The sequence below is a fragment of the Brevundimonas sp. Root1423 genome (assembly GCF_001426805.1).
The window spans coordinates 1-19,949 of the sequence record NZ_LMFL01000049.1 but is presented as its reverse complement, the minus strand read 5'-3'; the positions used below and the strand labels follow the sequence as shown (position 1 = coordinate 19,949).

Here is a 19,949-nt window from a genome sequence, read left to right as displayed (position 1 = left end):
ATGGCCCGCGAGGTCGCCGCCGCCAACCGCATCGACAAGGACGCCGCCGTCCAGCTGCTGGCCAAGTCGCTGAGCGCCAAGAAGGCCGTCATCGCCGCYGCCGARGCCGCGGAAGAAGCCGCCGAGGAAGCCGAAGCGGCCTGATCAGGACGCATCGCCGAACGACGCGAAGGCCCGGGAGCAATCCCGGGCCTTCTGCCATTCAGCGGCCCGGACCGGTCCCGGACACGCTTTCGAGATAGGCGATGACGTCGGCGATCTCGGTCGGCTGAAGCTCGAAGGCCGGCATGGCCGGATGGGCGGTGACCAGCCCCTCGGCGAAGGCCTCCTGCAGGTCCCGCACAGGATACAGCACGCCCATGTCCCGGAACGGCGGCGCGGCGGCCAGGGGACTGTCCCCCGAGTGTTCGACCGCATGGCAGCCGGCGCATTGCTGTCGCACGAGGATCGCGCCCCGATCCGCGGAGCCCATGACCACCGGCTCGGTTCCATTCTGGCGGACGGCCTCGCCCGCGCAGCCCGCGAGCGCCAGCGCCCCCAGCAAGATCCAAGGTAGACCCGCCATCTCTCGATCCTCCCGTATCGCCGCCACAACGGCCGGTTTTCCCTTAGCACAGGGCCCCGCGCCGGGCTTGATCCATAGCAAGACGGAAGGCGCGATCTCGCGCTATCCTGCGGATATCGACATCCGGTTCCAGCGAGAGCGCCCCCATGACCCAATTCCACCATGTCCGCCTTGAACTCGCGCGCGAGCCCGGCCATCCGGCGGGCGACCCCACGGAAGGCTATGACATCGTCGCGCCTCTGGACGCCGACGGCCGGTTGGACGGGGAGGCCCTGCGCGCCGAGCCGGAGCGCGGCCATGTGCGGCGTTTTACCGACGGCCAGACGGTCGGAACCGGCCATCTGAAGCATGGTCCCGGCGGCCATTGGACCCTCGACCTCGACGGGGGCGACACGGCGGACGCCCGCGGCTTCCGCTTCGGCGAGGAACGGTTCGTCGCGGGGGAATACGTCAGCCTGACCCTGCCCTCGGGCGAACAGCATACCTATGTCGTGGCGCGGGTGGCCCCGGTCTAGAAATACTCGGCGTTCGCCGGGCACTGGGCGGCCAGACGGCGCGCCGTGATCGTGGCCGGAATAAAGGGGCTCCAGACGCCGGCGGCCTTGATCGAGGCGCCGCCGCGGAAGCTGAACTGCTCGGGCTGATAGGTGCCGTTCAGGCGCACGCGCACCTGACGGCCGCTGCGCGAAACGCAGTTGCCCTCGAACCGGGCGTTGCCGGCGCCCACCTCGCGCGTCGGATAGGTGCAGCGGTAGTGGCGCGTCGACAGGCCGCCGAAGAAACGATTGATCTCGCTGGGGCGCACGCATTTGGTTTCGGTGTCGCCCTGCCCCAGCGCCCGGGTGGTGTACTGCCAGTAGCCCGGCAGCACGGGCTGCGACGCCGACTGCACCGGTGCGGCCGGGCCGGCCATGGGCGCGCTGGCCATCAGCAGGGCGCCGATCAGGACGGGGGCGGTGCGGATCAGGACGGACATCTTCATGGACGGACCTCGGGCGCAGGGCTTCGCTGCATGGATAGAGCCGATATATGGCGGGATTTGAACGGCGGCTGAACGGATCACGCGCCGCCACAAGCCTTGACGCGGCGCGGTGACTTCCACTATACGGCCCCCTCTCGCGCGGGGACCCCGTCCCTGCGCGCCATTGTTTCATGCGCCCGCATCGTTCGTGGGCCGCTCCGTCAAGGATAGTCAGATGTCGCGTCGCTGCGAACTCACCGGTATCGGCCCCATGGTCGGCCACAGCGTGAGCCACTCGAACGTCAAGACCANGGACGTCCAGCGCCTGGGTCATCAGGCCGACGATATAGGGCTGGCTGATCGTCTGGGCGCAGTCGATCGTGCAGCCCTGGGGCCAGCGTCAGGCCCGCGCCGACCTACGACATGCTGGACCACATGGCGGTGCTGAAGGGCGTCTCCAACGGCAAGGACCGCAAACAGACGGTCGAGTTCATGCGTCCGCGCCGTTTTCGTGGACCGCTCCGTCAAGGATAGTCAGATGTCGCGTCGCTGCGAACTCACCGGTATCGGCCCCATGGTCGGCCACAGCGTGAGCCACTCGAACGTCAAGACCAAGCGCCGCTTCCTGCCGTCGCTGAAGACGGTCAAGGTYGCCTCGGAAGCYCTGGGCCAGTCGTTCAGCCTGCGCATCTCSAACGCCGCCCTGCGCACCCTSGACTTCAAGGGCGGKCTCGACCCGTTCATCGTCAAGGCCAAGGACGAGCAGCTSTCGACCGCCGCCCAGCGCATCAAGCGCCAGGTGAAGGCCAAGCTGGCCGAGCAAGCCGCCGCCTGATCCGGCGACGCTGCTGAAGATCTGAAGAGGCCGGCGGAGACGCCGGCCTTTTTCTTTGCCCGCGAGGTGGCACACTGCCGCCATGACCCGCGACGAGATGTACGCCTACGCCCTGTCCCTGCCCGAGGTCGAGGAGTCGACGGTGCACGGGGTCCGCTGCGTGCGCCTGCGGGGCAAGCTGCTGATCAACGACACCCGCCGGCCCGAGGCCGTCTCCCTGTCGCTCGACCATGGCGACATCGACCTTCTGATGGAGACCGAGCCGCAGACCTATTTCAAGACGCCGCATTTCGACGGCTGGCCGGCGGTGCTGGTGCGCTATGAGACCGCCGACGACGATCGCCTGCGCGAGCAGATCGACAAGGCCTGGGTCCGGCGCGCGACGAAGGCGCAACGCAAGGCGCGCGGCATATAGGGCTTTCGGGTTGCGCGGCGGACGCGCCTGTCTAGGCTGGCGGCCCAGTCCTCGGGAGCCGTTCGTGTCCTTCATCGCCTGCCGCGCCGCCCTGACCGGCGCATCCCTGCTCGCCCTCTCCGCCTGCGCCACCGCGCCGGCTGCGACAGAGAGCGTTCCGGCTTCGAACGAGCCCGCCGCCGTCGTCACGCCGGCGCGCGAATCGACCGCCTTCACCCTCGGCACCGACCAGCCGCGCACGCCCGAACAGCTGGCCATGGTGTTCGACAGGGCGGACCTGTCGATCAAGGTCATCCCCGACGACAAGGCCATCGACGCCATCGCCGTGCTGGACTTCACCGCCGCCGCGCCGCTGGCCGCCGTGGTGGTCGAACTGGACACCCTGCTGACCGTCTCGTCGGTGCAGGTCGACGGGCGCGAGGTTCCGGCGGGCGACTGGACCAATCCCGAGGGCCGGATGACCATCCCCTTGCCCCGGCCGCTGGCTGCCGGCGAAAAGGTCTCCGTCCGCATCGCCTATGCCGGCCAGCCGCGCGTCGCGCCGCACGCCCCGTGGGACGGCGGCTTCGTCTGGGCCAATACGGCGGACGGCACGCCGTGGATCGCCACCGCCGTCCAGCCCGAGGGCTGCGACCTGTTCTGGCCCTGCATCGACAGCCCCCTGGCCGAGCCGAAGCGCGTCGATCTGCACATCACCGTGCCGTCGAACCTGTCGGCGCCGTCGAACGGACGCTTCCTCGGCACGGTCGATCACGGCGACGGCTGGACGACCTGGAACTGGTCGGCCGCCAACCCCAACACCTACGCCATCGCCCTGAACATCGGGCCCTATGTCGAGCTGAAGGCCGACTACCGCAGCCGCTTCGGCAACACCGTGCCCCTGTCGTACTGGCACCTGCGCTCCGACGACCCGGTCAAGGCCCAGGCCCTGTTCGACCAGTTCGCGCCGATGATGGACTTCTACGAGGCCACCGTCGGCCCCTACCCCTTCGGCGACGAGAAGATGGGCGTGGTCGAGACCCCGCACCTGGGCATGGAGCACCAGACGATCAACGCCTATGGCAATGAATACAAGCTCGACGGCCGCGGCTTCGACTGGCTGCTGCATCATGAGCTGTCGCACGAGTGGTTCGGCAACCAGCTGACCAACCGCAACGCCGACGACATGTGGCTGCACGAGGGGTTCGGCAGCTATATGCAGCCGCTCTACGACCGCTGGCTGAACGGCGAGCGTTTCTTGCAGGCCAGCCTGCTGGAGCAGCGCCGCGACCTGAAGAACAAATTCCCCGTCGTCTCGGGCACGGAGAAGTCCGAGGACGAGGTCTACAAGGGCGACGTCGGCCCCGGCCTGGACATCTACAACAAGGGCTCGCTGATCGCCCATTCGCTGCGGATGCTGATCGGCGACGAAGCCTTCTTCCGCTCGGTGACGCGCATCGTCTACGGCACGGCGACCCCGCGGCCCGGCGCCTTCGAGCCCCGCTACGGCACGACCGACGAACTGCTGGCCATCGTCAATGAGGAGGCCGGGCGCGACCTGACCTGGTTCTTCCGCGGCTATCTCTACAACGCCGCCCTGCCCGACCTGACGCAGACCCGCGACGGCGGCGACCTGATGCTGGAATGGGTCACCGGCGACGGCGGGATCTTCCCCATGCCGGTCGAGATCGAGATCGACGGCCGCCGCCAGACCGTGGCCATGACCGGCGGCCGCGGCCGCATCGCCGCGCCGACGGGCGCCCATGTGCTGATCGACCCGGACAACAAGGTCCTGCGGCGGCTCGACTTCATCGAGGCCTGGCAGGCGGCGGGCTCCCCCGACTAGATCGCCTCCGCCGTCACCGACTGCCGCACCAGCTGGCACGAGCCCTGGGTGGTCAGGAAGGCGATGTCGGCCGCGTCCCGCCCGCAGGCGATGCGCACCAGCCCCTCGACCGGGGCCAGGCCCGTCGGATCGACCAGCCACCAGCCGTTCGACAGAAACACCTCGAAGATGGCGTGGAAGTCGGGCGGGTTCAGCTGGTGGGCGAAGGCGCTGACGGCCCGCGCCGGAATGCCGGACGCCCGGCACAGGGTGATGCCCATGTGGGTGAAGTCGCGGCACACCCCCGCCCGGTCGATGAAGGTGCGCGCCGCCGTGGTCTCGCTGTCCGAGGCGCCCGGCTCATAGTCGATCTCGGCCCTGATCCATTCGAGGATCTTCAGCACCCGGTCGCCGCCGACCGTGCCGCCGAAGGTGCGCTCGGCGAAGCGGCCGAACTGGTCCGAGGGGCAGTAGCGGCTGGGATTGAGGTAGGTCAGCACCTCGGCCGGCAGGTCGTTCCAGTCGTGCTGCACCGTCACTGGCGGCAGCCCCTTGAGCACGCCGTTGTCGACCACCGCCGAATAGCTGAGGGCCACTTCGCCCGACAGATGCGCGCGCAGGGTGCGGGCTCCGAATTCCTCATCCTCGTCCTGGATGAAGTCGATGGCGGGCGTCGTCGTCAGGCTTTCCTCGAGCACGGTCTGGCCCGGCCAATGGGCCACCTGAATCTTGTAGATGGCGTCCGTCGGCGGGTCGAAACGGTAGACCAGATCGGCGCGGACACGGATTTTCATGGAGCCTCGGGGATCGGAGCGACGGTGGAGGCGCGCGGCCCCACGACAGGAACCCCCCGCGCGACCGATCGTTCTCCCGGATGGGCAGGGGCCTGATTACGTGAGGACCAACACAATGAAAACGCTTGTATCAACCACCGTGTTCACCGCCGCCCTGCTTGTCGCGGGCGGCGCTTCCGCCCAGATCGCCGGCGGCCTCGGCGGACAGGTCGGCGGATCGGTCGGCGTTGGCGTTCCCCACACCGGATCGATCACCCATGGGGTCGGCTCCATCGCCCGCGACGGCGTCGGCATGACCCGCGAAACCGTGCGGGAGGCGCGCGACAGCGCCCGTGACGCCCGGCCCAACGCCCGGGTGAACGCCAACGCCAATGCTCGCGCCGACGCCCGCGCCAATCGCGATGGAGCCGCGGTCGACGCCGCCATCCAGACCGGCGCCATGGTCCATAGTTCGGATGGGGCCATGCTCGGCTCCGTCGTGGACGTGACGCGCAACGCGGCAGGCCGCGCCACCGCCTTCGTCGTCCGCTCGGCGGACGGCGCCACGCGCACCGTTCCGGCCGGCAGCGTGTCCGCCGACGGCAATGTGCTGGTGACCGGCTGGACCGAGAGACAGTTCAACCGTCGCCGCCGCTAAATCCGCCGGAAGACAGGAAGCCCGCGCCATCGGCGCGGGCTTTTGCTTGCCGTCACGGCTCCAGCTCGATGTCCCAGTACAGATAGTCGAGCCAGCTCTGGTGCAGATAGTGGGGCGGAAAGCGGCGCCCGAATTCCTGCAACTGCCAGGCGTTCGGCCGGTGCGGGACGCGGCGCAGCGGCATGCCGGCCTGCTGCGGCGTGCGGCCGCCCTTGCGCAGATTGCAGGGCGAACAGGCGGCGACGATGTTCTCCCAGGTCGTGCGGCCGCCCCGGGACCGCGGCACGACATGATCGAAGGTCAACTGCTCGGTCGCGTGGCAATACTGGCAGGTGAAGCCGTCGCGCAGGAAGACGTTGAAACGGGTGAAGGCGGGCTGCCGGTCCTGGTCGACATAGTTCTTCAGCGCGATCACGCTGGGCAGGACGAACTCCATCGACGGGCTGCGCACGACCTTGTCATAGGTCGAGACCACGTCGACGCGGTCCTGATACACCGCCTTGACCACCTCCTCCCACGGCCAGATCGACAGCGGATAGTAGGACAGCGGGCGAAAATCGGCGTTCAGCACCAGCGCGGGCCAGCCGGACGGGGGACGGCTCAGGACCTGCATCAGGGCCTCGCCGTCGGGGAGAGGATCATGGACGCGAACGGACTGAAGACGTGTCTCCTTCCCTGGCTCTGATCCAAGCCTAGTCCCGATTCGACGGCTTGGCGATGACCGGCCCGCGACGGTTCCGTAACGCTCAGCCCCGCGACGCGGTCCCCGGGAAGGCGGGCAGGCTCCAGCCCCAGATCAGGGCCCCGGCGCGCAGGGCGAAACCGCAGGGCGCGGCGATCAGGGCGGCGGGCCAGACGTCCATCCCGGCCACGCGCGCGACAACGAAGACGGTCGAGGCCAGAAGCGCGGCGGACACCGTGATCTCGCGTCTCAGCAGGATCGACGGCTCGCCGGCCAGCAGATCGCGCACCACACCGCCGAAACAGGCCGTCAGCGCCCCCATGACGACGCAGATGAGCGGCGCGACATCGAAGGCCTCGGCCTTGGCGGCGCCCATGACGCCATAGGCGGCGAGGCCCAGGGCGTCGAGCCACAGCAGGGCGCGGAAGCGCCACGTCCGCGCCCCCAGCATCCAGACCACCATCGAGGCCGCCAGACAGACGGCGATATAGCGCCAGTCCTGCACCCAGAAGACCGGCGCGCCGATCAGCAGGTCGCGCAGTGTTCCGCCGCCCACGCCGGTGATGGCGCCGAAGAAGGCGAAGGTGACCAGGTCGTGCCGCTGCCGCGCCGCCGCCAGCGCCCCCGTGGCCGCGAAGACCGCCACGCCCGCGAAGTCGAGCGCGCCGAGCACGGTCTCGGGGTCGGTCAGGTTCGGGTCGACGATGGGGCTCACGCGGGTTGGTCCTCCAGCGCGACCTCGCCGCGCTTGACCGTCCCATACCATCCCCAGAGCAGATGCGCCGCCACGCTGCGATGCGGCGTCCACATCGCGGCGCGGGCGTAGGCGTCCTTTTCGCGCGGGCGGAGCGGCGCCCGGTCGGCCCAGCGCATCGCCTCCTGCAGGGCGATGTCGCCGGCGGGGAAGACGTCCTGCCGTCCCTCGCAGAACATCAGAAAGGTCTCGGCCGTCCATTTGCCGACGCCCTTGATGGCGACCAGCCGGGCCACCGCCTCTTCGTCCGACAGCCGCTCCAGGTGATCGAAATCGATGCGGCCGTCTGCGTGGGCCCGGGCGATCTCGTGGCCATAGGTCGCCTTCTGGATCGACAGGCCGAAGCCGCGCAGGGTCTCGATCCCGGTGGCCAGCACCCTGTCAGGCGTGACCTCGCCCTCCAGCCCGGCGACGACACGCGCCCATATGGCGGCGGCCGAGGCGACCGAGACCTGCTGTTCCACGATCATGCGGAACAGGCCCTCGAAGCCGCCGGTGCGCAGCCGCCATTCGAACGCCGGGGTCTGCGCATGGGCGCGCTCCAGCGCCGGATCCAGCGAGGCCAGGCGTTCGCGCGCGGCGGCGATCCATTCCAGGGAAGGCGCAACAGCCATTACATCTCATCGACAGGACTGGGCGGGGGATCTAGCCTCGCGGAATGCTCAGTCTGGACGAACTGCTCCACCCGATCACCCCCGCCCGGTTCAGGGCCGACTACTACGGCCGGAAACCGCTGCATATTCCGGCGGCGGAGGGCGGGCGCAAACGCGACATCCTCACCTGGGACGGGTGGAACGCCCTGCTGGGTCAGCCGGGAATCTGGACCTCCCAGACCCTGCGTCCCATGCGCGATCACATTCCGGTTCGGAAGGATCTGTATTGCGACACGGTCCAGACGGCGAACGGGCAGGTGCATCGCCCGTCGATGCCCCGTCTCGAGATCTTTCTGGCTTCCGGCGCAAGCCTGGTGGCCAATGAGGTGCATCACCTGCACCCGCCCCTCACCCGGCTGGCCGCCATGCTGGGCGAGGCCTTCGCCGCCGGCGTCGGTTGCAATGTGTATTATTCGTCGAAGGGCGTCCGGGCTTTCGGCACCCACTACGACAACCACGAGGTGTTCGCGATCCAGACCGAGGGCGAGAAGGTCTGGAACATCTACGAGGCCCGAGCTGACAATCCCGTCGACGCCATGCCCGACAACATGGAGACGCGGCGCTGGCTCGAACAGACGCGCGGCAACCTGATGCAGGAAGTCCGAATGAGGCCCGGCGACGTACTGTACATCCCGAGGGGCTGTTATCATGACGCCCTGGCGACCACCGGTCCGTCCCTGCACGCTACCTTCGGCGTCAATCCCCTGACCGGCGCGACGATCATGTCCCTGCTCGGTCTCATGGCCGGAAAGGCGTCCCTGTTCCGGGACTGGCTGCCATCGGCGCATACGGAGGACGGCGCGCTCAAGGATCGTCTCCATGAACTGGGCGACCTGCTGGCCCATCTGGCCAAGTCTCCGCTGCTGGCCGAGGAAATCGGTCGCCTTCAGCGACGACAGATCGAGCGGCCCCGCGAGTTCGCCCTGCCGCAACTGCAGGCCATGACCCTGTATCGCACGACCGGGCGGGCTTTCCCGGACGCCGGTTTCGACCAGCGACTGGCCTACGACTGGGCCACGACGGCGCGGGAGTTCGCGGCCGAGGAAATGGCCGTCCAGTTCGACTATCTTTCCGAAGCCGAGATCCGGCTCGCTCTGGAGGCGGCGGAGCAAGCCGGCGCTATCCAGAGGGTCTGAGCGTGGCCTTCGTCACCCGCTTCGCCCCGTCGCCCACCGGCCGGCTGCACCGGGGCCACGCCTTCTCCGCCCTGAACGCCTGGACGGCGGCGCGCGCGGCCGGCGGACGGTTCCTGCTGCGCATCGAGGACATCGACCCGACGCGGTGTCGGCCCGAATTCGAGGCCGCCATCCTGGACGATCTGGCCTGGCTGGGTCTGGTTTGGGAGCAGCCGGTCCGGCGGCAGTCCGATCACCTGACCGACTATGCCGGGGTCGTGGACGTGCTGGACCGGCGCGGCCTGCTGTACCGCTGCTTCCGCACCCGCAGGGACATACTCGACTCCATCGGCGACGCGCCGCACGGACCGGTCGAGGCGGCGCGGCCCGGGCCGCACCCGGCCGATGAGGAAGCCGCCTTCCTCGCCGGGGGGCGACCCTTCGCCTGGCGTCTTTCGCTGGACCGCGCCCGCGACCTGCTGGGTCGGCGCGCTTGGGACGCCCTGACCTTCGTCGAGGAGGGGCGCGGACCGGACGGCGAACGCGGCCTGATCCGGGCACGGCCCGAGACCGCCGGCGATGTCGTCCTCGCTCGCAAGGACGCCGGCGCCGCCTATCACGTCGCGGTCACGCACGACGACGCCCTGCAGGGCGTGACCCATGTCATCCGCGGCGAGGACCTGTTCGAGGCGGCCCATATCCAGGTGCTTATCCAGAATCTGATGGGCTGGCCCACGCCCGTCTATCGCCACCACCCCCTGCTGGTCGGCGGGGATGGACGGCGCTACGCCAAACGCGACCGGTCCGTGACGCTGGGCGAACTGCGGGCCCAAGGCCTCAGTCCCGAAACCTTGAGGGCCCAACTGGGCTTCTGATCAGGACGCCAGCCGTCCCTTGGCCCGTGCGGGGTGGAAGGCCACATCGGCGTCAGGCCGCGTCTTGGAGCCTGGCCCGCCTATCGTATGCAGGATGTGGCGGATGACGTTCAGGCGCGCCGTCTTCTTGTCGTCGGTGGCGACCACGGTCCAGGGCGCGCCGCGGCTGTCGGTCTCTTCCAGCATCCGGTCGCGCGCGGCGCTGTAGGCGTCCCATCGGATCTGGGCTTCGGCGTCGAGCGCCGAGACCTTGAACCGCTTCAACGGGTCCTGAAGACGCTCGGCCAGACGACGGGCCTGTTCTTCCTTGCTGATGTCCAGCCAGATCTTGATCAGGGTGACGCCGTCGTCGACGAGCGTCCGCTCGAACCGCGGGGCGTCCTTCAGGAACTGGGCGTACTGCTCGGGTTTGCAGAAGCCCATGACCGACTCGACGCCGGCCCGATTGTACCAGGATCGATTGAACAGGACGGTCTCGCCATCGGCGGGCAGGTGGGCGACATAGCGCTGGAAATACCACTGGGTCAGTTCGCGATCCGTGGGTTTGGGCAGGGCGACGACCCGCGTCTGGCGGGGAGAGGCGTACTCCGTGATGCGCTTGATCGCCCCGTCCTTGCCCGCCGCGTCGCGGCCTTCGAAGACGATGAGGGTCTTGCGCCCTTCCTGGATGGTCCACGCCTGGGTTTCGACAAGCAGGGTCTGAAGCTTCAGGAGTTCGGCGTCGTAGTCTTTTGATTTTCCCATGCCGCCACCGTGAACCTTTCGGCGCGCCTTCAGCAAGCTCGCGCTGCGCGCGGGTCCCCGCTCAAGCCCGATCGCCGCGCAATCATTACTCCCTTCTAACGTGCCGTGAGCCGCCGATCCGGCTATCCGTCCGCAAGATCCGGGGACACGACCATGATCGCCACGCGCCGCGCCCTGTTGGGCGGCTTCTCCGTCCTGCCGCTGGCCGGCGCCTTTCCCGCCCTGGCGGCGGATGAACGCGACAGCAGGGCCGCCGCCGCCCTCGACGCGCAGTTCGCGCAGCACGCGCCGCCCGCCATGGCCTCGGCCGCGGTCGGCCGCGACGGGCTGATCTGGTCGGGCGCGCGCGGCGTCCGGCGCGCGGGCTCTGACGAGCCGGCGACGCTGGATCAGCTCTGGCACCTCGGCTCCAACGGCAAGGCGATGACGGCCGTCCTCTATGCCCGCCTGGTCGAGCAAGGCCGGGCGCGGTGGGGCGCGACCCTGCCCGAGCTGTTCCCCGGCGTCGCCATCGATCCCGCGCTGCGGGCCGTGACCATCGACGATCTGCTGTGTCACCGCTCCGGCCTGTCGGACCGCGACCTGCTGACGCGCGAGGTCATGATGGCCGGCCATGCCGACACCCGGTCGACCCGCGACCAGCGGGTGGACTTCGCCGCCATGGTCCTGGGCCAGACCCCGACCGGAACCCGCGGGACCTTCGCCTATGGCAACGGCAACTACATCCTGGCCGGGGCCGCCGTCGAACGGCTGGCCGACCGGTCGTGGGAGGAGACGATCCAGGCCGAGGTCTTCGATCCCCTGGGCATGACCTCGGTCGGGCACGGCGCGCCGAAGGGCGACAATCCGTGGGGGCACCGGTCCGTCGGCGATCAGCTGATCCCGGTCGATCCCGCCGGCGTGGCCGACAACCCGCCCTTCCTCGGCCCCGCGGGACGGATCCATATGACGGTGGCGGACTACGGTCGGTTCCTGCGCCTGTATCTGACGGAGGGCGCCGGCCTGCTGCGGCCCGAAACCATGGCGCGGCTGATGACACCGCCCGAGGGCGCGCCGCCGGCCTATGGCTACGGCTGGGGCGTGCAGCCGGGCCCGCGGCTGGGTCACGACGGCTCCAACACCCTGTGGCATGTGACGGCGCGGGTCCTGCCGGCGCGGGGCGTCGCCGTCCTGTCGGTCGCCAACCATCACGGCCGCGGCCAGCCGGCGAACCACGCCATGGTCGAGGCCCTGGCCGCCCTTTACGCCCCGGCCTGAGCGGTTCCGCTTCCGCTCCCCGCGGGGGACCGCTAAGGCTGGTCCGGCAATGAAGCGCGACTTCGCCGATTTCTGGAACCTGTTGTGGGAGCTGACGCTGGGCCTGTGCGCCGCGTTCGCCCTGCTGAACGCCTTTGTCCCGGGCCAGGACCTGCCGTGGAAGCCGCTGGATCTGAACCATCCGATTGGCCAGGCGACCGGCGCCAAGGTGGCGGATTTCGAGCTGGCCCGCACCGCCGCCCCGGAAGAGACCGCCGCCGTCACCGACGCCTGCATCCAGGTGCTGCGCGAGGCCGGCGTGACCGTCGAACGGGCCGAGGACCGCGACGACGGCGGCTTCTGCGTCGTGCGCGGGGCCGTCAGGATCACCGGCGGCGACGTCACCCCGCTGGACGGCCGCCCGGTGATGCAGTGCCCGCTGGCGGTGCGCTACGTCATCTGGGACCGCCAGGTGCTGCAGCCCGCGGCCGAGGCGGCGTTCGGCAGCCGGGTGGCGCGGATGAACGAGGTCGGCACCTACGCCTGCCGCCGCATCTATGGTCAGACCGATGTCGACGCCCGGCCCAGCGAGCACGCGCGGGCCAATGCGCTGGATATCGGGAGCATGACGCTGGAGGACGGGCGCAAGGTCTCCGTCCTGGCCGACTGGGACGGAACCGGTCCGCGGGGGGCGGAGGGCAAGGGATTCCTGAAGCGCATCCGGGACGGCGCCTGCCGGGCCTTCTCGACGGTCCTGACGCCGGACTACAACGAGGCGCACCGCAACCACCTGCATCTGGACGGGGCCCCGCGCAGTCTTTGCGCCTGATCCGCCGAACCGCGTTCGCGAAACAGGCGGTTGACCGGCCCGGTTTTGCGSGAGAAAAAGTCGCCGCAGTCCGGATTTCGCGCGGCCTCCACACCCGTGCCCGCTCCTTCGCTGAATGAGCTCGTCCAGATGGGCTGACGGGCGCTCCCCCGGGGGCGTCTGCCTGGCAAGCGCGTTCACGGAGACGCAWYATGGCGACCGGTACGGTCAAGTGGTTCAACCCGACCAAGGGTTTCGGCTTCATCCAGCCTGAYGGCGGCGGACAGGACGTTTTCGTCCACATCACCGCGGTCCAGAAGGCGGGCCTGCAAGGCCTGGATGAGAACGCCAAGGTCGAATACGAGCTGGAATCCCAGCGCGGCAAGACGTCRGCGATCGATCTGAAAATCCTCTGATCCMSGACTGACASCATCACGGGACGGGCGCGGCGGCTTCGGCCTCCGCGCCTTTCTTTTGCGCGCTCGACCACTGCGCCAGCACGATGGCGACCAGCACCACGGCGCCGCCGATCATCTGCACCGGCGTCATGGTCTCGTGGAAGATCAGCCAGCCGAGGCCCGAGGCCACCACCGGCTGGATCAATATGGTCACCGCCGTCAGCGAGGCCGGCAGCCGGCCCAGCGACCAGGCCACGCCCCCCTGCCCCAGCACATGCATCACCCCCATGGCGGCGCAGGCGGCCCAGCCCGCCGCCGTCGCCGGCCACAGGTCCTCGCCCAACCCCACGGCCACGCCGAGCAGCAGCGGCGTCCCCAGGGCCGTCGACCACAGCATGATCCGCATCGCCCCCGCCGTCGCCCGCGCCGCCTTCACGGCGAGGAAATAGCCCGCGTACCAGAGCGCCACCGACAGGGAGAACAGGTCCCCCAGCGGCGGATTGGTCCCCTGCCGCCCGTCCGCCCCCGCCGACATGGCCAAGGCCCCGCCCATGGCCAGGCCGATCGCCGCCACGAACAGCCGCCGCGGCCGGTCCCGGAACACGATCCAGCCGAACAGGGTGACCACGACCGGCGTCAGGTTGCACAGCACGGTGGCGTTGGCGACCGAGGTCATGACGATGCCGTAGTGCCAGAACGACAGGTCCAGCACGAAGAACAGCGCCGCCAGCGCCATCCATTTCGACGGCCGGCCGACGCCCTCCGCGCCAGGCCGGGCGGTGAGCAACAGCAGCAGCGGCAGGGCGAAGGCGAAGCGCCAGAAGCCGGCGGCGGCGGGCCCCGTCTCGGTCAGCCGCACGAGGATGGGCGCGAACGCCAGCACGCAGGCCGAGGCGATCAGGACCATCAGGGCGGAGGCGCGGGAGGCGGGCATGGAAGGGGTATAGCGGATTCGCGGTCTCCCTCCCCCTTGTGGGGAGGGTGGCCGAGCCGAAGGCGAGGACGGGTGGGGAACCGCCGCACGGTCCTGCGCGGCCCTGACATGCCCCACCCTGTCGTCGCTTCGCGCCGACATCCCTCCCCATGAAGGGGAGGGAGAACGGGGGCGTCAGTCGCCCCTGCTCTTCTCCACCCGGCGCAGGCCGCCCTTCTGGCCCGCGGCGCGGGCGAGGTCGGCGTTCTTCGAGAAGGTGCGCTGCTCGGGACTGACGCTGGTCCCGCCCTTGGAGGCAATGGCGCGCCGCTGCTCCGGCGACATGGCCGCGAAGCCGCGCGGGCGGCCGGTGGGTTTCACTTCGGTCATGGGCTGTCCTCTCTCGCAGGTTGAACGCGAGAGAGCCGGGTTTCCGTCGCCGGAAGAGTTGCGGATCGGCGGCGCGCGGCCGGACGGGGCGAATGTCCCCGGCCCGCGCAAAAATGCGAATTCCGCCCATGTGGAGACATTCGACCCTCATGCCGGGTCCTCCGGCGCCGTGTCGAATTCGTCGTATTCGGGCGGCAGGGGGCGGCCGAGGGCGAGGTCGCGGGCCAGTCCCAGCGCGCGTTCGCGCAGGAAGCGGCGGGCCATCAGCTGGCCCTCGGCGCTGCGGGCCTCCTCCTCGGCGGGGTCCAGTTCGACCCATTCGAACAGGGCGTCGAGACGGGCGATCTCGGACGCCGCCCGGGCCAGCCGCAGGGCCGTCAGGCCGCGCCCGNGCGACTATATGGGCGAGCACTGTGACATAGTAGACGCCGACAAAATTGTTGTTGATCGCGGTGATCCACTCCCAGCCCCTGGGACGGCACCAGATTTGTTCGAGCTGCTCGAGCTCTCCTGACCCTGCGCGCTGCGCGCTTCCGCCTCGGCGGGGTCCAGTTCGACCCATTCGAACAGGGCGTCGAGACGGGCGATCTCGGACGCCGCCCGGGCCAGCCGCAGGGCCGTCAGGCCGCGCCCSGCCCGCACCGCCTCGGCGGCCGAGGCCAGCGCCCGCCGCGCGAGGTCGCCGGGCCGGATCTGGATCGGCGCGGTCCATGCGGCGACGATGTCGTCCTCGGTCAGGGGSGCGTCGGCCTCKSCCGCCGTCGCSGCRGAMGGCGCAGCCGWSCCGGCCGATCCGGCSAWGGCCGCCGTYCGGGGCCGTTCGGGCGCGCCGGGCCAGGGCGTGGCGCGGGCGGCGAAGGCGCGCTTGGTCCAGCCCTCGCGCGCGGCCCGCTTGCGCAACGCCCCCTCGGACACGCCGAACCGCCCGGCGACCGTCCGCGCCGACAGGCCGGACAGGTAGGCGCCGCGGATCAGGCTCCAGGTGTCGGGGCTGACGGTGACGTAGCGGGTGTCGGGCGTCGGCGGTGTTCGCATGATGTTGCAGTCCCCCTTCCGTGCGTGAGCGCGGATTATGGGGGCGTGGTGCGTCAGGAACGGACGTATCGGGGGCGGAAGGGGCGGGTTGTGGGAGCGGGAGGGGTGGAGGGGGGAGGTGTGGGAGTCTTGCCCCGATGAGCGCCCCCTACCTTTCGTCATCCTCCGGCGAGCGTAGCGAGACCGGGGGACCCAGCGACGCCGAAGGCGACCTTTTCACGCACGATGTTGGCGGCGGAGTCCGCGACAGCTTCGCGCTCTCGCGCGCCACTGGGTCCCCCGGTCTGCGCCGCGAAGGCGCGGCTTGCCGGAGGATGACGAAAGAGGGGGTTAGTCGTCCTGAACCGGTGGGTCGTGCAGCCATTCGCCGTTGCGAGCCTCAGCCGCGATGGCGAATGGTGGCCGCCGCGCACGCATGTGCGCCGCCAATGCTTCAACCGACATGAGGCCATTTCGATGGATCATGCGATGACAGTTGGCGCAGAGCGCCGCCAAGTCGGAGAGCTTGGTCGCCTCGCCCTCTTCGATCAAGGCGACCGGCACCTTGTGGTGGGCCTCGACATAGCCGAGACCCAACTCGCCGTAGATGGCTTCCATATCATCGCCGCAGGCCTCGCAGGCGAAGCTGGTCAGAGAGGCTTTGAAGTCATTGATGAGCTTTCGCGACCGCTCGCGCCTCATATGAACACGGAGGGTGGCGCGGCCTTCCTGAGCCTCGATATCGGCCTCGGCTCCGTCCAGAACGCTATCCGGGTTTCCGGGCGCGAGAAGATCAGACTTGAGGCGCCAGACGCCCGCCCGGGCGGCGGGGCCATAGACGTTCTCGAACAGGTCGTTGCCCTTGAAGTGTGCCGAACCAGCCCAGTTCTCTTGGAGACGCGCGCGGACGCGGGCTGCGGGACTCGCGGCCTTATGGTCCGGGACGATCTCCACGACCTTTGGCACGAGCTGATCGAGGTGCGCTTCTCCTCCCAGCTGGGACAAAGCCTCGACAATATGTTCGGGTCGTATCGGCACCGGCTAAACCACCCGCCGGATGGCGGACCGCGCGCGATGCGACGACTCCCACTTGTGGTTGGTAACGCTCCCCATCCACCCACCGTAGCGGGTGGATCGTCAGAGGTCAGCCCTTGCCGCGCGAGTAGCTCTCGATCTCGTCGCCGTTCGCGTCGAGCGCCACGACATGGCGGGCGTCGAATTCGACCACGCCCTGCTCCTTCCATTTGATGGATGGGTCGCCGTCATAGGCCAGGTCGACGGCCTCCTCGAGGGAGTCGGCTTCGACTTCGGTGGTGTAGTCGACGTAGGCATCGACGCGGGAGAGGATGGTGAACTTCGGCATGGCGCGCTCCTTTCGAAGGAGCATGCCGGAGCCAAACGTCAGCGGCTACCAACTGGAGATTCTAAGGTCCAGAACTGTTCTGTGGATCAAAGAAAATGGCGAAAACGATAGCTTGATACAGGTTCCAGACAAAACTTTTTAATAGAAGAATACAAAAGAATACATATGACACGAAGGCAGAGGCAAAGAAGCCGGCAATCATGTCGATGTCCACCACCGGATTGGGATCTAGCTTGTCTGCTATAAACCAAATCGGCGACTGCTTCGTGGTGGAAAACACAACGAATATGCCGAAAGCAAGCAATATCATGTAGTGTACGAATATGTACAAGAAGTTATAGAATACGAACTTAAACTCCGATATAGAACGACCACCCGATTTGTACATTGCAAGCAGCCGGAATATACTAGGTTTCGTCATTGTCGCAAAAATCGAGAATCCCGCGATCAAAAAACCCAGTATAGAAACTGCAACATTTGAAACTAGACCTGCCCATGAGTTAAGAGAGGCAGCGATAATTGGCGCGTCGGCCACCAGGTCATTGTGTTGAGCAAATGCGAAACCGATTAAGAGCGCGACACATATAGCGACCGATAAAATGATGTCCGATTTGTTTCCGACCGTGCCCCAAGCCGCCTTGGCTACGCCAAGGAGGTTCTGATCGTTGGTGGCATCAGCGCGCCAGCCATCGATGGGCTCGATTTTAGGCTTGCTGGTCATCTTCTCTCACTGCCGCCGCTGCTCTCGCAGCGGCCTGTTGGGGCACATCGGGACGCTTGAGCTCTCCACGGGCTATGATGGCGTTGAAACGGTCAAGCAATGCGTTCGCCTTTTGTTTGACGGTTCCGACGAGATTTTCGATAATAGTCGTCACAGAGAAATCTTCGTTCTCGCCCTTTAGTCGATCGCCGTTATGGTCAAGGCCTGAGAAGCGCACGGTTTCATTTGCGCCGTCAGTCGTCTCTTGGAGCGCGGCGATTGTGCCCTCCTTGTCTAGGCCCTCATTGTCCGTGGTTGTCACCCGCGTTTGCTTGCCTTTCAGCATTTCATTGAATGCCTCGGCGCTTGCGATAAGTGAAGCTGCGGTAGGCTCATCGTTTTTCCGATGAATAATCAAATCTACGCGTTGAAGCTTCGCGAAGCGTTGAACGAACTCTGAAAGACGTTCGCCGTTCGTAATCTGAACGATCTCTAGCGTCGGAACTGGAATCCCTTCTTTCAAAACTCGCTTGTAAACTCGTTCTCCGCGCTCTGCTCCCTCATCATGAAGTTTATCGATATAGTCGCGATGCTTTCTGATAAGAAAACGCTGCATCGTGGACTGGAATGATGCTAGGCTCGGTGCAAACCGGGTCTCAGCAAAATATATCAACCTATGATCTTTCAGTAGAAGAACGAAGAAGGCTGACGGAGAGGTGTCTAGCTTAGCCTCATCGCTTATAAGTTGAGAAGTTGCGGGATCGAAAACCTGATCACGAACTAGCGTGGTGTCCTGAACGAACTGGCCAGCAATTGCCGGTTCGCTTACGTCATTAGTTAGTGAGTCGAATAGGCAAACGTCCAACAGGTGGAATGTCGATCCACGGGCTTCACGATACAGCTTGTCGTCAGTGAAAGCAGGCAGGACAACCTCTCGAAGCAGGTCGATCATGTTCCGATCGCCGAACTTGCAAATGAAATTTGCAAAAAGCGTTTGGTGCTGGCGCATCTTCCCCCTCGATTGATCGACATTGCGATGACAACCAGTGACTGCAAAACGGACCAGCTTGCAATAGTGAAGCTAAGCCGACTTTGGTCGTAGCCTGATCCTATCGCACCCTGATGGTCCGCCCCCTACAGCCTGCTCTTCCGGAACGCCTCCGCCTTCTCCGCCGCCGCATCGGCCCGCCAGCGTTTCGGCGCSGACTTGTCGACCKCYTCGCCCTCGGCGGTCAGGACCTCGTTGGCGAACTCCAGGTCCATCAGCTTCATGCGCTTGATCTCGTCGCGCAGGCGGGCGGCCTCCTCGAACTCGAGGTTGGCGGCGGCGTTGCGCATGCGGCCTTCGAKGTCCTTSAGGGCGGCCTGGAAGTTGGAGCCGGTGAAGGGCTTGGACGCCTCGGCCACGCCGGGGGCGGTCAGCYTGTCGAGGGCGCGGGACTCATAGGGGCTGGCCATGATCTCGCGGATGTCGCGCTTGACCGATTCCGGGGTGATGCCGTGTTCGGCGTTGTACKCYTCCTGCTTGGCGCGGCGGCGGTTGGTCTCGGCGATGGCGCGCTCCATCGAGCCGGTCATGCGGTCGGCGTAGAGGATGACGCGGCCGTCGACGTTGCGGGCGGCNGGTCTGGATCAGCGASGTCTCGGAGCGCAGGAARCCCTCCTTGTCSGCGTCGAGGATGGCGACCAGGCCGCACTCGGGGATGTCGAGGCCCTCGCGCARMAGGTTGATGCCGATCAGGACGTCGAAKGMGCCCATGCGCAGGTCGCGCAGGATCTCGATCCGCTCSAKSGTGTCGACGTCGGAGTGCATGTAGCGGACGCGGACGCCCTGYTCGTGCATGTATTCCGTCAGGTCCTCGGCCATCTTCTTGGTCAGGACGGTGACCAGCGAGCGGTAACCGGCGCGGGCGACGGATTTCACCTCGTCGATGACGTCGTCGACCTGGTTGCGGGTGGTTCCGCTGACCGGGCGGATCTCGACCGGGGGGTCGATCAGGCCGGTGGGGCGGATGACCTGTTCGGTGAAGACGCCGCCGGTGCGCTCCATCTCCCACGGGCCGGGGGTGGCGGTGACGAAGACCGTCTGGGGCCGCATGGCGTCCCATTCGTCGAACTTCAGCGGGCGGTTGTCGATGCAGCTGGGCAGGCGGAAGCCGTAYTCGGCCAGGGTCGAYTTGCGGCGGTAGTCGCCGCGGTACATGSCGCTGATCTGGCCGACGGTGACGTGGCTCTCGTCGACGAACAGCAGGGCGTTGTCGGGGATGTATTCGAAGAAGGTGGGCGGCGGCTC

At 67.5% G+C, this 19,949-nt stretch carries 25 protein-coding genes and 3 pseudogenes; 12 read left to right on the top strand and 16 right to left on the bottom strand.

The genetic code is table 11. From position 1 onward, the window contains the following. Positions 1-202: 202 nt before the first annotated feature. Complete coding sequence (locus tag ASD25_RS24950) at positions 203-565, bottom strand: cytochrome c (protein WP_082560132.1); 363 nt, start codon at positions 563-565, stop codon at positions 203-205. A gap of 146 nt (positions 566-711) precedes the next feature. Here ASD25_RS24950 and ASD25_RS24945 point away from each other — a divergent pair, with 146 nt between their 5' ends. Then, complete coding sequence (locus ASD25_RS24945; protein ID WP_055830824.1) at positions 712-1,080, top strand: hypothetical protein; 369 nt, start codon at positions 712-714, stop codon at positions 1,078-1,080. On the opposite strand, the gene ASD25_RS24940 is transcribed toward ASD25_RS24945, so the two are convergent. After that, the gene (locus ASD25_RS24940) at positions 1,077-1,547 is read right to left on the bottom strand and encodes a DUF3617 family protein (RefSeq protein WP_055830826.1); all 471 of its coding nucleotides are present in this window, start codon (positions 1,545-1,547) and stop codon (positions 1,077-1,079) included. The genes ASD25_RS24945 and ASD25_RS24940 overlap by 4 nt on opposite strands. Positions 1,548-1,761: 214 nt before the next feature. On the opposite strand from ASD25_RS24940, the pseudogene ASD25_RS33420 reads away from it, so the two are divergent. From ASD25_RS33420 to ASD25_RS24925, 5 genes and pseudogenes are all read left to right on the top strand, one after another. Next, a pseudogene (locus tag ASD25_RS33420) lies at positions 1,762-1,837 on the top strand (bL28 family ribosomal protein); the annotation flags it as partial. A 106-nt stretch (positions 1,838-1,943) separates the two neighbouring features. Next, positions 1,944-2,021: pseudogene (locus ASD25_RS32455) on the top strand (hypothetical protein); the annotation flags it as partial. Positions 2,022-2,064: 43 nt separating this feature from the next. Further along, positions 2,065-2,361 (top strand): 50S ribosomal protein L28, encoded by a 297-nt coding sequence (gene rpmB / locus ASD25_RS24935; RefSeq protein WP_055830828.1) that lies wholly within the window; start codon positions 2,065-2,067, stop codon positions 2,359-2,361. Between the two features lie 82 nt (positions 2,362-2,443). Then, positions 2,444-2,776, top strand: coding sequence for an MmcQ/YjbR family DNA-binding protein (locus ASD25_RS24930; protein ID WP_055830830.1), 333 nt, complete (start codon positions 2,444-2,446; stop codon positions 2,774-2,776). A 64-nt stretch (positions 2,777-2,840) separates the two neighbouring features. Further along, positions 2,841-4,601 carry a M1 family metallopeptidase gene (locus tag ASD25_RS24925; protein ID WP_235561774.1) on the top strand — a complete coding sequence of 587 codons (1,761 nt, stop codon included), beginning with the start codon at positions 2,841-2,843 and terminating at the stop codon, positions 4,599-4,601. On the opposite strand, the gene ASD25_RS24920 is transcribed toward ASD25_RS24925, so the two are convergent. Beyond that, positions 4,598-5,374 (bottom strand): transglutaminase family protein, encoded by a 777-nt coding sequence (locus ASD25_RS24920; RefSeq protein ID WP_055830832.1) that lies wholly within the window; start codon positions 5,372-5,374, stop codon positions 4,598-4,600. The two genes, ASD25_RS24925 and ASD25_RS24920, sit on opposite strands and share 4 nt — an antisense overlap. A gap of 115 nt (positions 5,375-5,489) precedes the next feature. Between ASD25_RS24920 and ASD25_RS24915 the strand changes: the two genes are divergently transcribed. Then, a complete protein-coding gene (locus ASD25_RS24915; RefSeq protein ID WP_156376980.1) occupies positions 5,490-6,011 on the top strand; it encodes a hypothetical protein in 522 nt (173 codons plus the stop codon). A 52-nt stretch (positions 6,012-6,063) separates the two neighbouring features. Here ASD25_RS24915 and ASD25_RS24910 read toward each other — a convergent pair whose 3' ends face one another. From ASD25_RS24910 to ASD25_RS24900, 3 genes are all read right to left on the bottom strand, one after another. Beyond that, complete coding sequence (locus tag ASD25_RS24910) at positions 6,064-6,624, bottom strand: HNH endonuclease (protein WP_055830837.1); 561 nt, start codon at positions 6,622-6,624, stop codon at positions 6,064-6,066. Positions 6,625-6,757: 133 nt separating this feature from the next. Further along, positions 6,758-7,408, bottom strand: coding sequence for a trimeric intracellular cation channel family protein (locus ASD25_RS24905; protein WP_235561775.1), 651 nt, complete (start codon positions 7,406-7,408; stop codon positions 6,758-6,760). After that, positions 7,405-8,061 (bottom strand): DNA-3-methyladenine glycosylase, encoded by a 657-nt coding sequence (locus ASD25_RS24900; RefSeq protein WP_055830841.1) that lies wholly within the window; start codon positions 8,059-8,061, stop codon positions 7,405-7,407. The genes ASD25_RS24905 and ASD25_RS24900 overlap by 4 nt, the downstream gene beginning before the upstream one ends. A 44-nt stretch (positions 8,062-8,105) precedes the next feature. Between ASD25_RS24900 and ASD25_RS24895 the strand changes: the two genes are divergently transcribed. Further along, complete coding sequence (locus tag ASD25_RS24895; RefSeq protein ID WP_055830843.1) at positions 8,106-9,236, top strand: cupin domain-containing protein; 1,131 nt, start codon at positions 8,106-8,108, stop codon at positions 9,234-9,236. 2 nt (positions 9,237-9,238) lie between these two features. Beyond that, positions 9,239-10,090, top strand: a complete 852-nt coding sequence (gene gluQRS, locus ASD25_RS24890) for a tRNA glutamyl-Q(34) synthetase GluQRS (protein ID WP_055830845.1) — start codon at positions 9,239-9,241, stop codon at positions 10,088-10,090. Here the strand turns inward: gluQRS and ppk2 are convergent, their stop codons facing one another. Then, positions 10,091-10,834, bottom strand: coding sequence for a polyphosphate kinase 2 (gene ppk2 / locus ASD25_RS24885; protein ID WP_055830847.1), 744 nt, complete (start codon positions 10,832-10,834; stop codon positions 10,091-10,093). It abuts the gene before it with no gap. A gap of 105 nt (positions 10,835-10,939) precedes the next feature. On the opposite strand from ppk2, the gene ASD25_RS24880 reads away from it, so the two are divergent. The 3 genes from ASD25_RS24880 to ASD25_RS24870 all read left to right on the top strand — a co-directional run bounded on the left by ASD25_RS24880 (position 10,940) and on the right by ASD25_RS24870 (position 13,294). Further along, positions 10,940-12,091 carry a serine hydrolase gene (locus tag ASD25_RS24880; protein WP_156389471.1) on the top strand — a complete coding sequence of 384 codons (1,152 nt, stop codon included), beginning with the start codon at positions 10,940-10,942 and terminating at the stop codon, positions 12,089-12,091. A 49-nt stretch (positions 12,092-12,140) separates the two neighbouring features. Further along, the gene (locus ASD25_RS24875) at positions 12,141-12,899 is read left to right on the top strand and encodes an extensin family protein (protein WP_055830851.1); all 759 of its coding nucleotides are present in this window, start codon (positions 12,141-12,143) and stop codon (positions 12,897-12,899) included. Between the two features lie 191 nt (positions 12,900-13,090). Beyond that, a complete protein-coding gene (locus tag ASD25_RS24870) occupies positions 13,091-13,294 on the top strand; it encodes a cold-shock protein (protein ID WP_055830853.1) in 204 nt (67 codons plus the stop codon). A 16-nt stretch (positions 13,295-13,310) separates the two neighbouring features. On the opposite strand, the gene ASD25_RS24865 is transcribed toward ASD25_RS24870, so the two are convergent. The 9 genes and pseudogenes from ASD25_RS24865 to ASD25_RS32445 all read right to left on the bottom strand — a co-directional run. After that, a complete protein-coding gene (locus ASD25_RS24865) occupies positions 13,311-14,210 on the bottom strand; it encodes a DMT family transporter (RefSeq protein WP_055830855.1) in 900 nt (299 codons plus the stop codon). A gap of 174 nt (positions 14,211-14,384) precedes the next feature. Further along, positions 14,385-14,579, bottom strand: a complete 195-nt coding sequence (locus ASD25_RS24860) for a KGG domain-containing protein (RefSeq protein WP_055830857.1) — start codon at positions 14,577-14,579, stop codon at positions 14,385-14,387. Positions 14,580-14,975: 396 nt separating this feature from the next. Next, positions 14,976-15,614, bottom strand: a complete 639-nt coding sequence (locus ASD25_RS24855) for a hypothetical protein (RefSeq protein WP_056621453.1) — start codon at positions 15,612-15,614, stop codon at positions 14,976-14,978. Positions 15,615-15,944: 330 nt separating this feature from the next. Then, positions 15,945-16,547: an HNH endonuclease gene (locus tag ASD25_RS31405; protein ID WP_055830861.1), complete on the bottom strand. Its 603-nt coding sequence runs from the start codon at positions 16,545-16,547 to the stop codon at positions 15,945-15,947. A gap of 190 nt (positions 16,548-16,737) precedes the next feature. Further along, positions 16,738-16,956: a hypothetical protein gene (locus ASD25_RS24845; protein WP_055830863.1), complete on the bottom strand. Its 219-nt coding sequence runs from the start codon at positions 16,954-16,956 to the stop codon at positions 16,738-16,740. 61 nt (positions 16,957-17,017) lie between these two features. Next, the gene (locus tag ASD25_RS30805; RefSeq protein ID WP_156376981.1) at positions 17,018-17,677 is read right to left on the bottom strand and encodes a hypothetical protein; all 660 of its coding nucleotides are present in this window, start codon (positions 17,675-17,677) and stop codon (positions 17,018-17,020) included. Further along, complete coding sequence (locus ASD25_RS30800; protein ID WP_156376982.1) at positions 17,661-18,608, bottom strand: hypothetical protein; 948 nt, start codon at positions 18,606-18,608, stop codon at positions 17,661-17,663. The genes ASD25_RS30805 and ASD25_RS30800 overlap by 17 nt, the downstream gene beginning before the upstream one ends. A gap of 182 nt (positions 18,609-18,790) precedes the next feature. Continuing rightward, positions 18,791-19,279, bottom strand: a pseudogene (locus tag ASD25_RS32450) (UvrB/UvrC motif-containing protein); the annotation flags it as partial. Between the two features lies 1 nt (position 19,280). Beyond that, positions 19,281-19,949: helicase-related protein (locus ASD25_RS32445; protein WP_255356196.1), on the bottom strand; the 669-nt coding region annotated here is incomplete at both ends.

Coding starts and splice junctions, on each gene's coding strand:
- ASD25_RS24950 (WP_082560132.1), bottom strand. CDS start 565: ATGGCGGGTCTACCTTGGATCTTGCTGGGGGCGCTGGCGCTCGCGGGC.
- ASD25_RS24945 (WP_055830824.1), top strand. CDS start 712: ATGACCCAATTCCACCATGTCCGCCTTGAACTCGCGCGCGAGCCCGGC.
- ASD25_RS24900 (WP_055830841.1), bottom strand. CDS start 8,061: ATGGCTGTTGCGCCTTCCCTGGAATGGATCGCCGCCGCGCGCGAACGC.
- ASD25_RS24940 (WP_055830826.1), bottom strand. CDS start 1,547: ATGAAGATGTCCGTCCTGATCCGCACCGCCCCCGTCCTGATCGGCGCC.
- ASD25_RS24920 (WP_055830832.1), bottom strand. CDS start 5,374: ATGAAAATCCGTGTCCGCGCCGATCTGGTCTACCGTTTCGACCCGCCG.
- ASD25_RS24930 (WP_055830830.1), top strand. CDS start 2,444: ATGACCCGCGACGAGATGTACGCCTACGCCCTGTCCCTGCCCGAGGTC.
- ASD25_RS24865 (WP_055830855.1), bottom strand. CDS start 14,210: ATGCCCGCCTCCCGCGCCTCCGCCCTGATGGTCCTGATCGCCTCGGCC.
- ASD25_RS24845 (WP_055830863.1), bottom strand. CDS start 16,956: ATGCCGAAGTTCACCATCCTCTCCCGCGTCGATGCCTACGTCGACTAC.
- ASD25_RS30800 (WP_156376982.1), bottom strand. CDS start 18,608: ATGATCGACCTGCTTCGAGAGGTTGTCCTGCCTGCTTTCACTGACGAC.
- ASD25_RS24875 (WP_055830851.1), top strand. CDS start 12,141: ATGAAGCGCGACTTCGCCGATTTCTGGAACCTGTTGTGGGAGCTGACG.
- ASD25_RS24895 (WP_055830843.1), top strand. CDS start 8,106: ATGCTCAGTCTGGACGAACTGCTCCACCCGATCACCCCCGCCCGGTTC.
- ppk2 (WP_055830847.1), bottom strand. CDS start 10,834: ATGGGAAAATCAAAAGACTACGACGCCGAACTCCTGAAGCTTCAGACC.
- ASD25_RS24910 (WP_055830837.1), bottom strand. CDS start 6,624: ATGCAGGTCCTGAGCCGTCCCCCGTCCGGCTGGCCCGCGCTGGTGCTG.
- ASD25_RS30805 (WP_156376981.1), bottom strand. CDS start 17,677: ATGACCAGCAAGCCTAAAATCGAGCCCATCGATGGCTGGCGCGCTGAT.
- ASD25_RS24915 (WP_156376980.1), top strand. CDS start 5,490: ATGAAAACGCTTGTATCAACCACCGTGTTCACCGCCGCCCTGCTTGTC.
- ASD25_RS24860 (WP_055830857.1), bottom strand. CDS start 14,579: ATGACCGAAGTGAAACCCACCGGCCGCCCGCGCGGCTTCGCGGCCATG.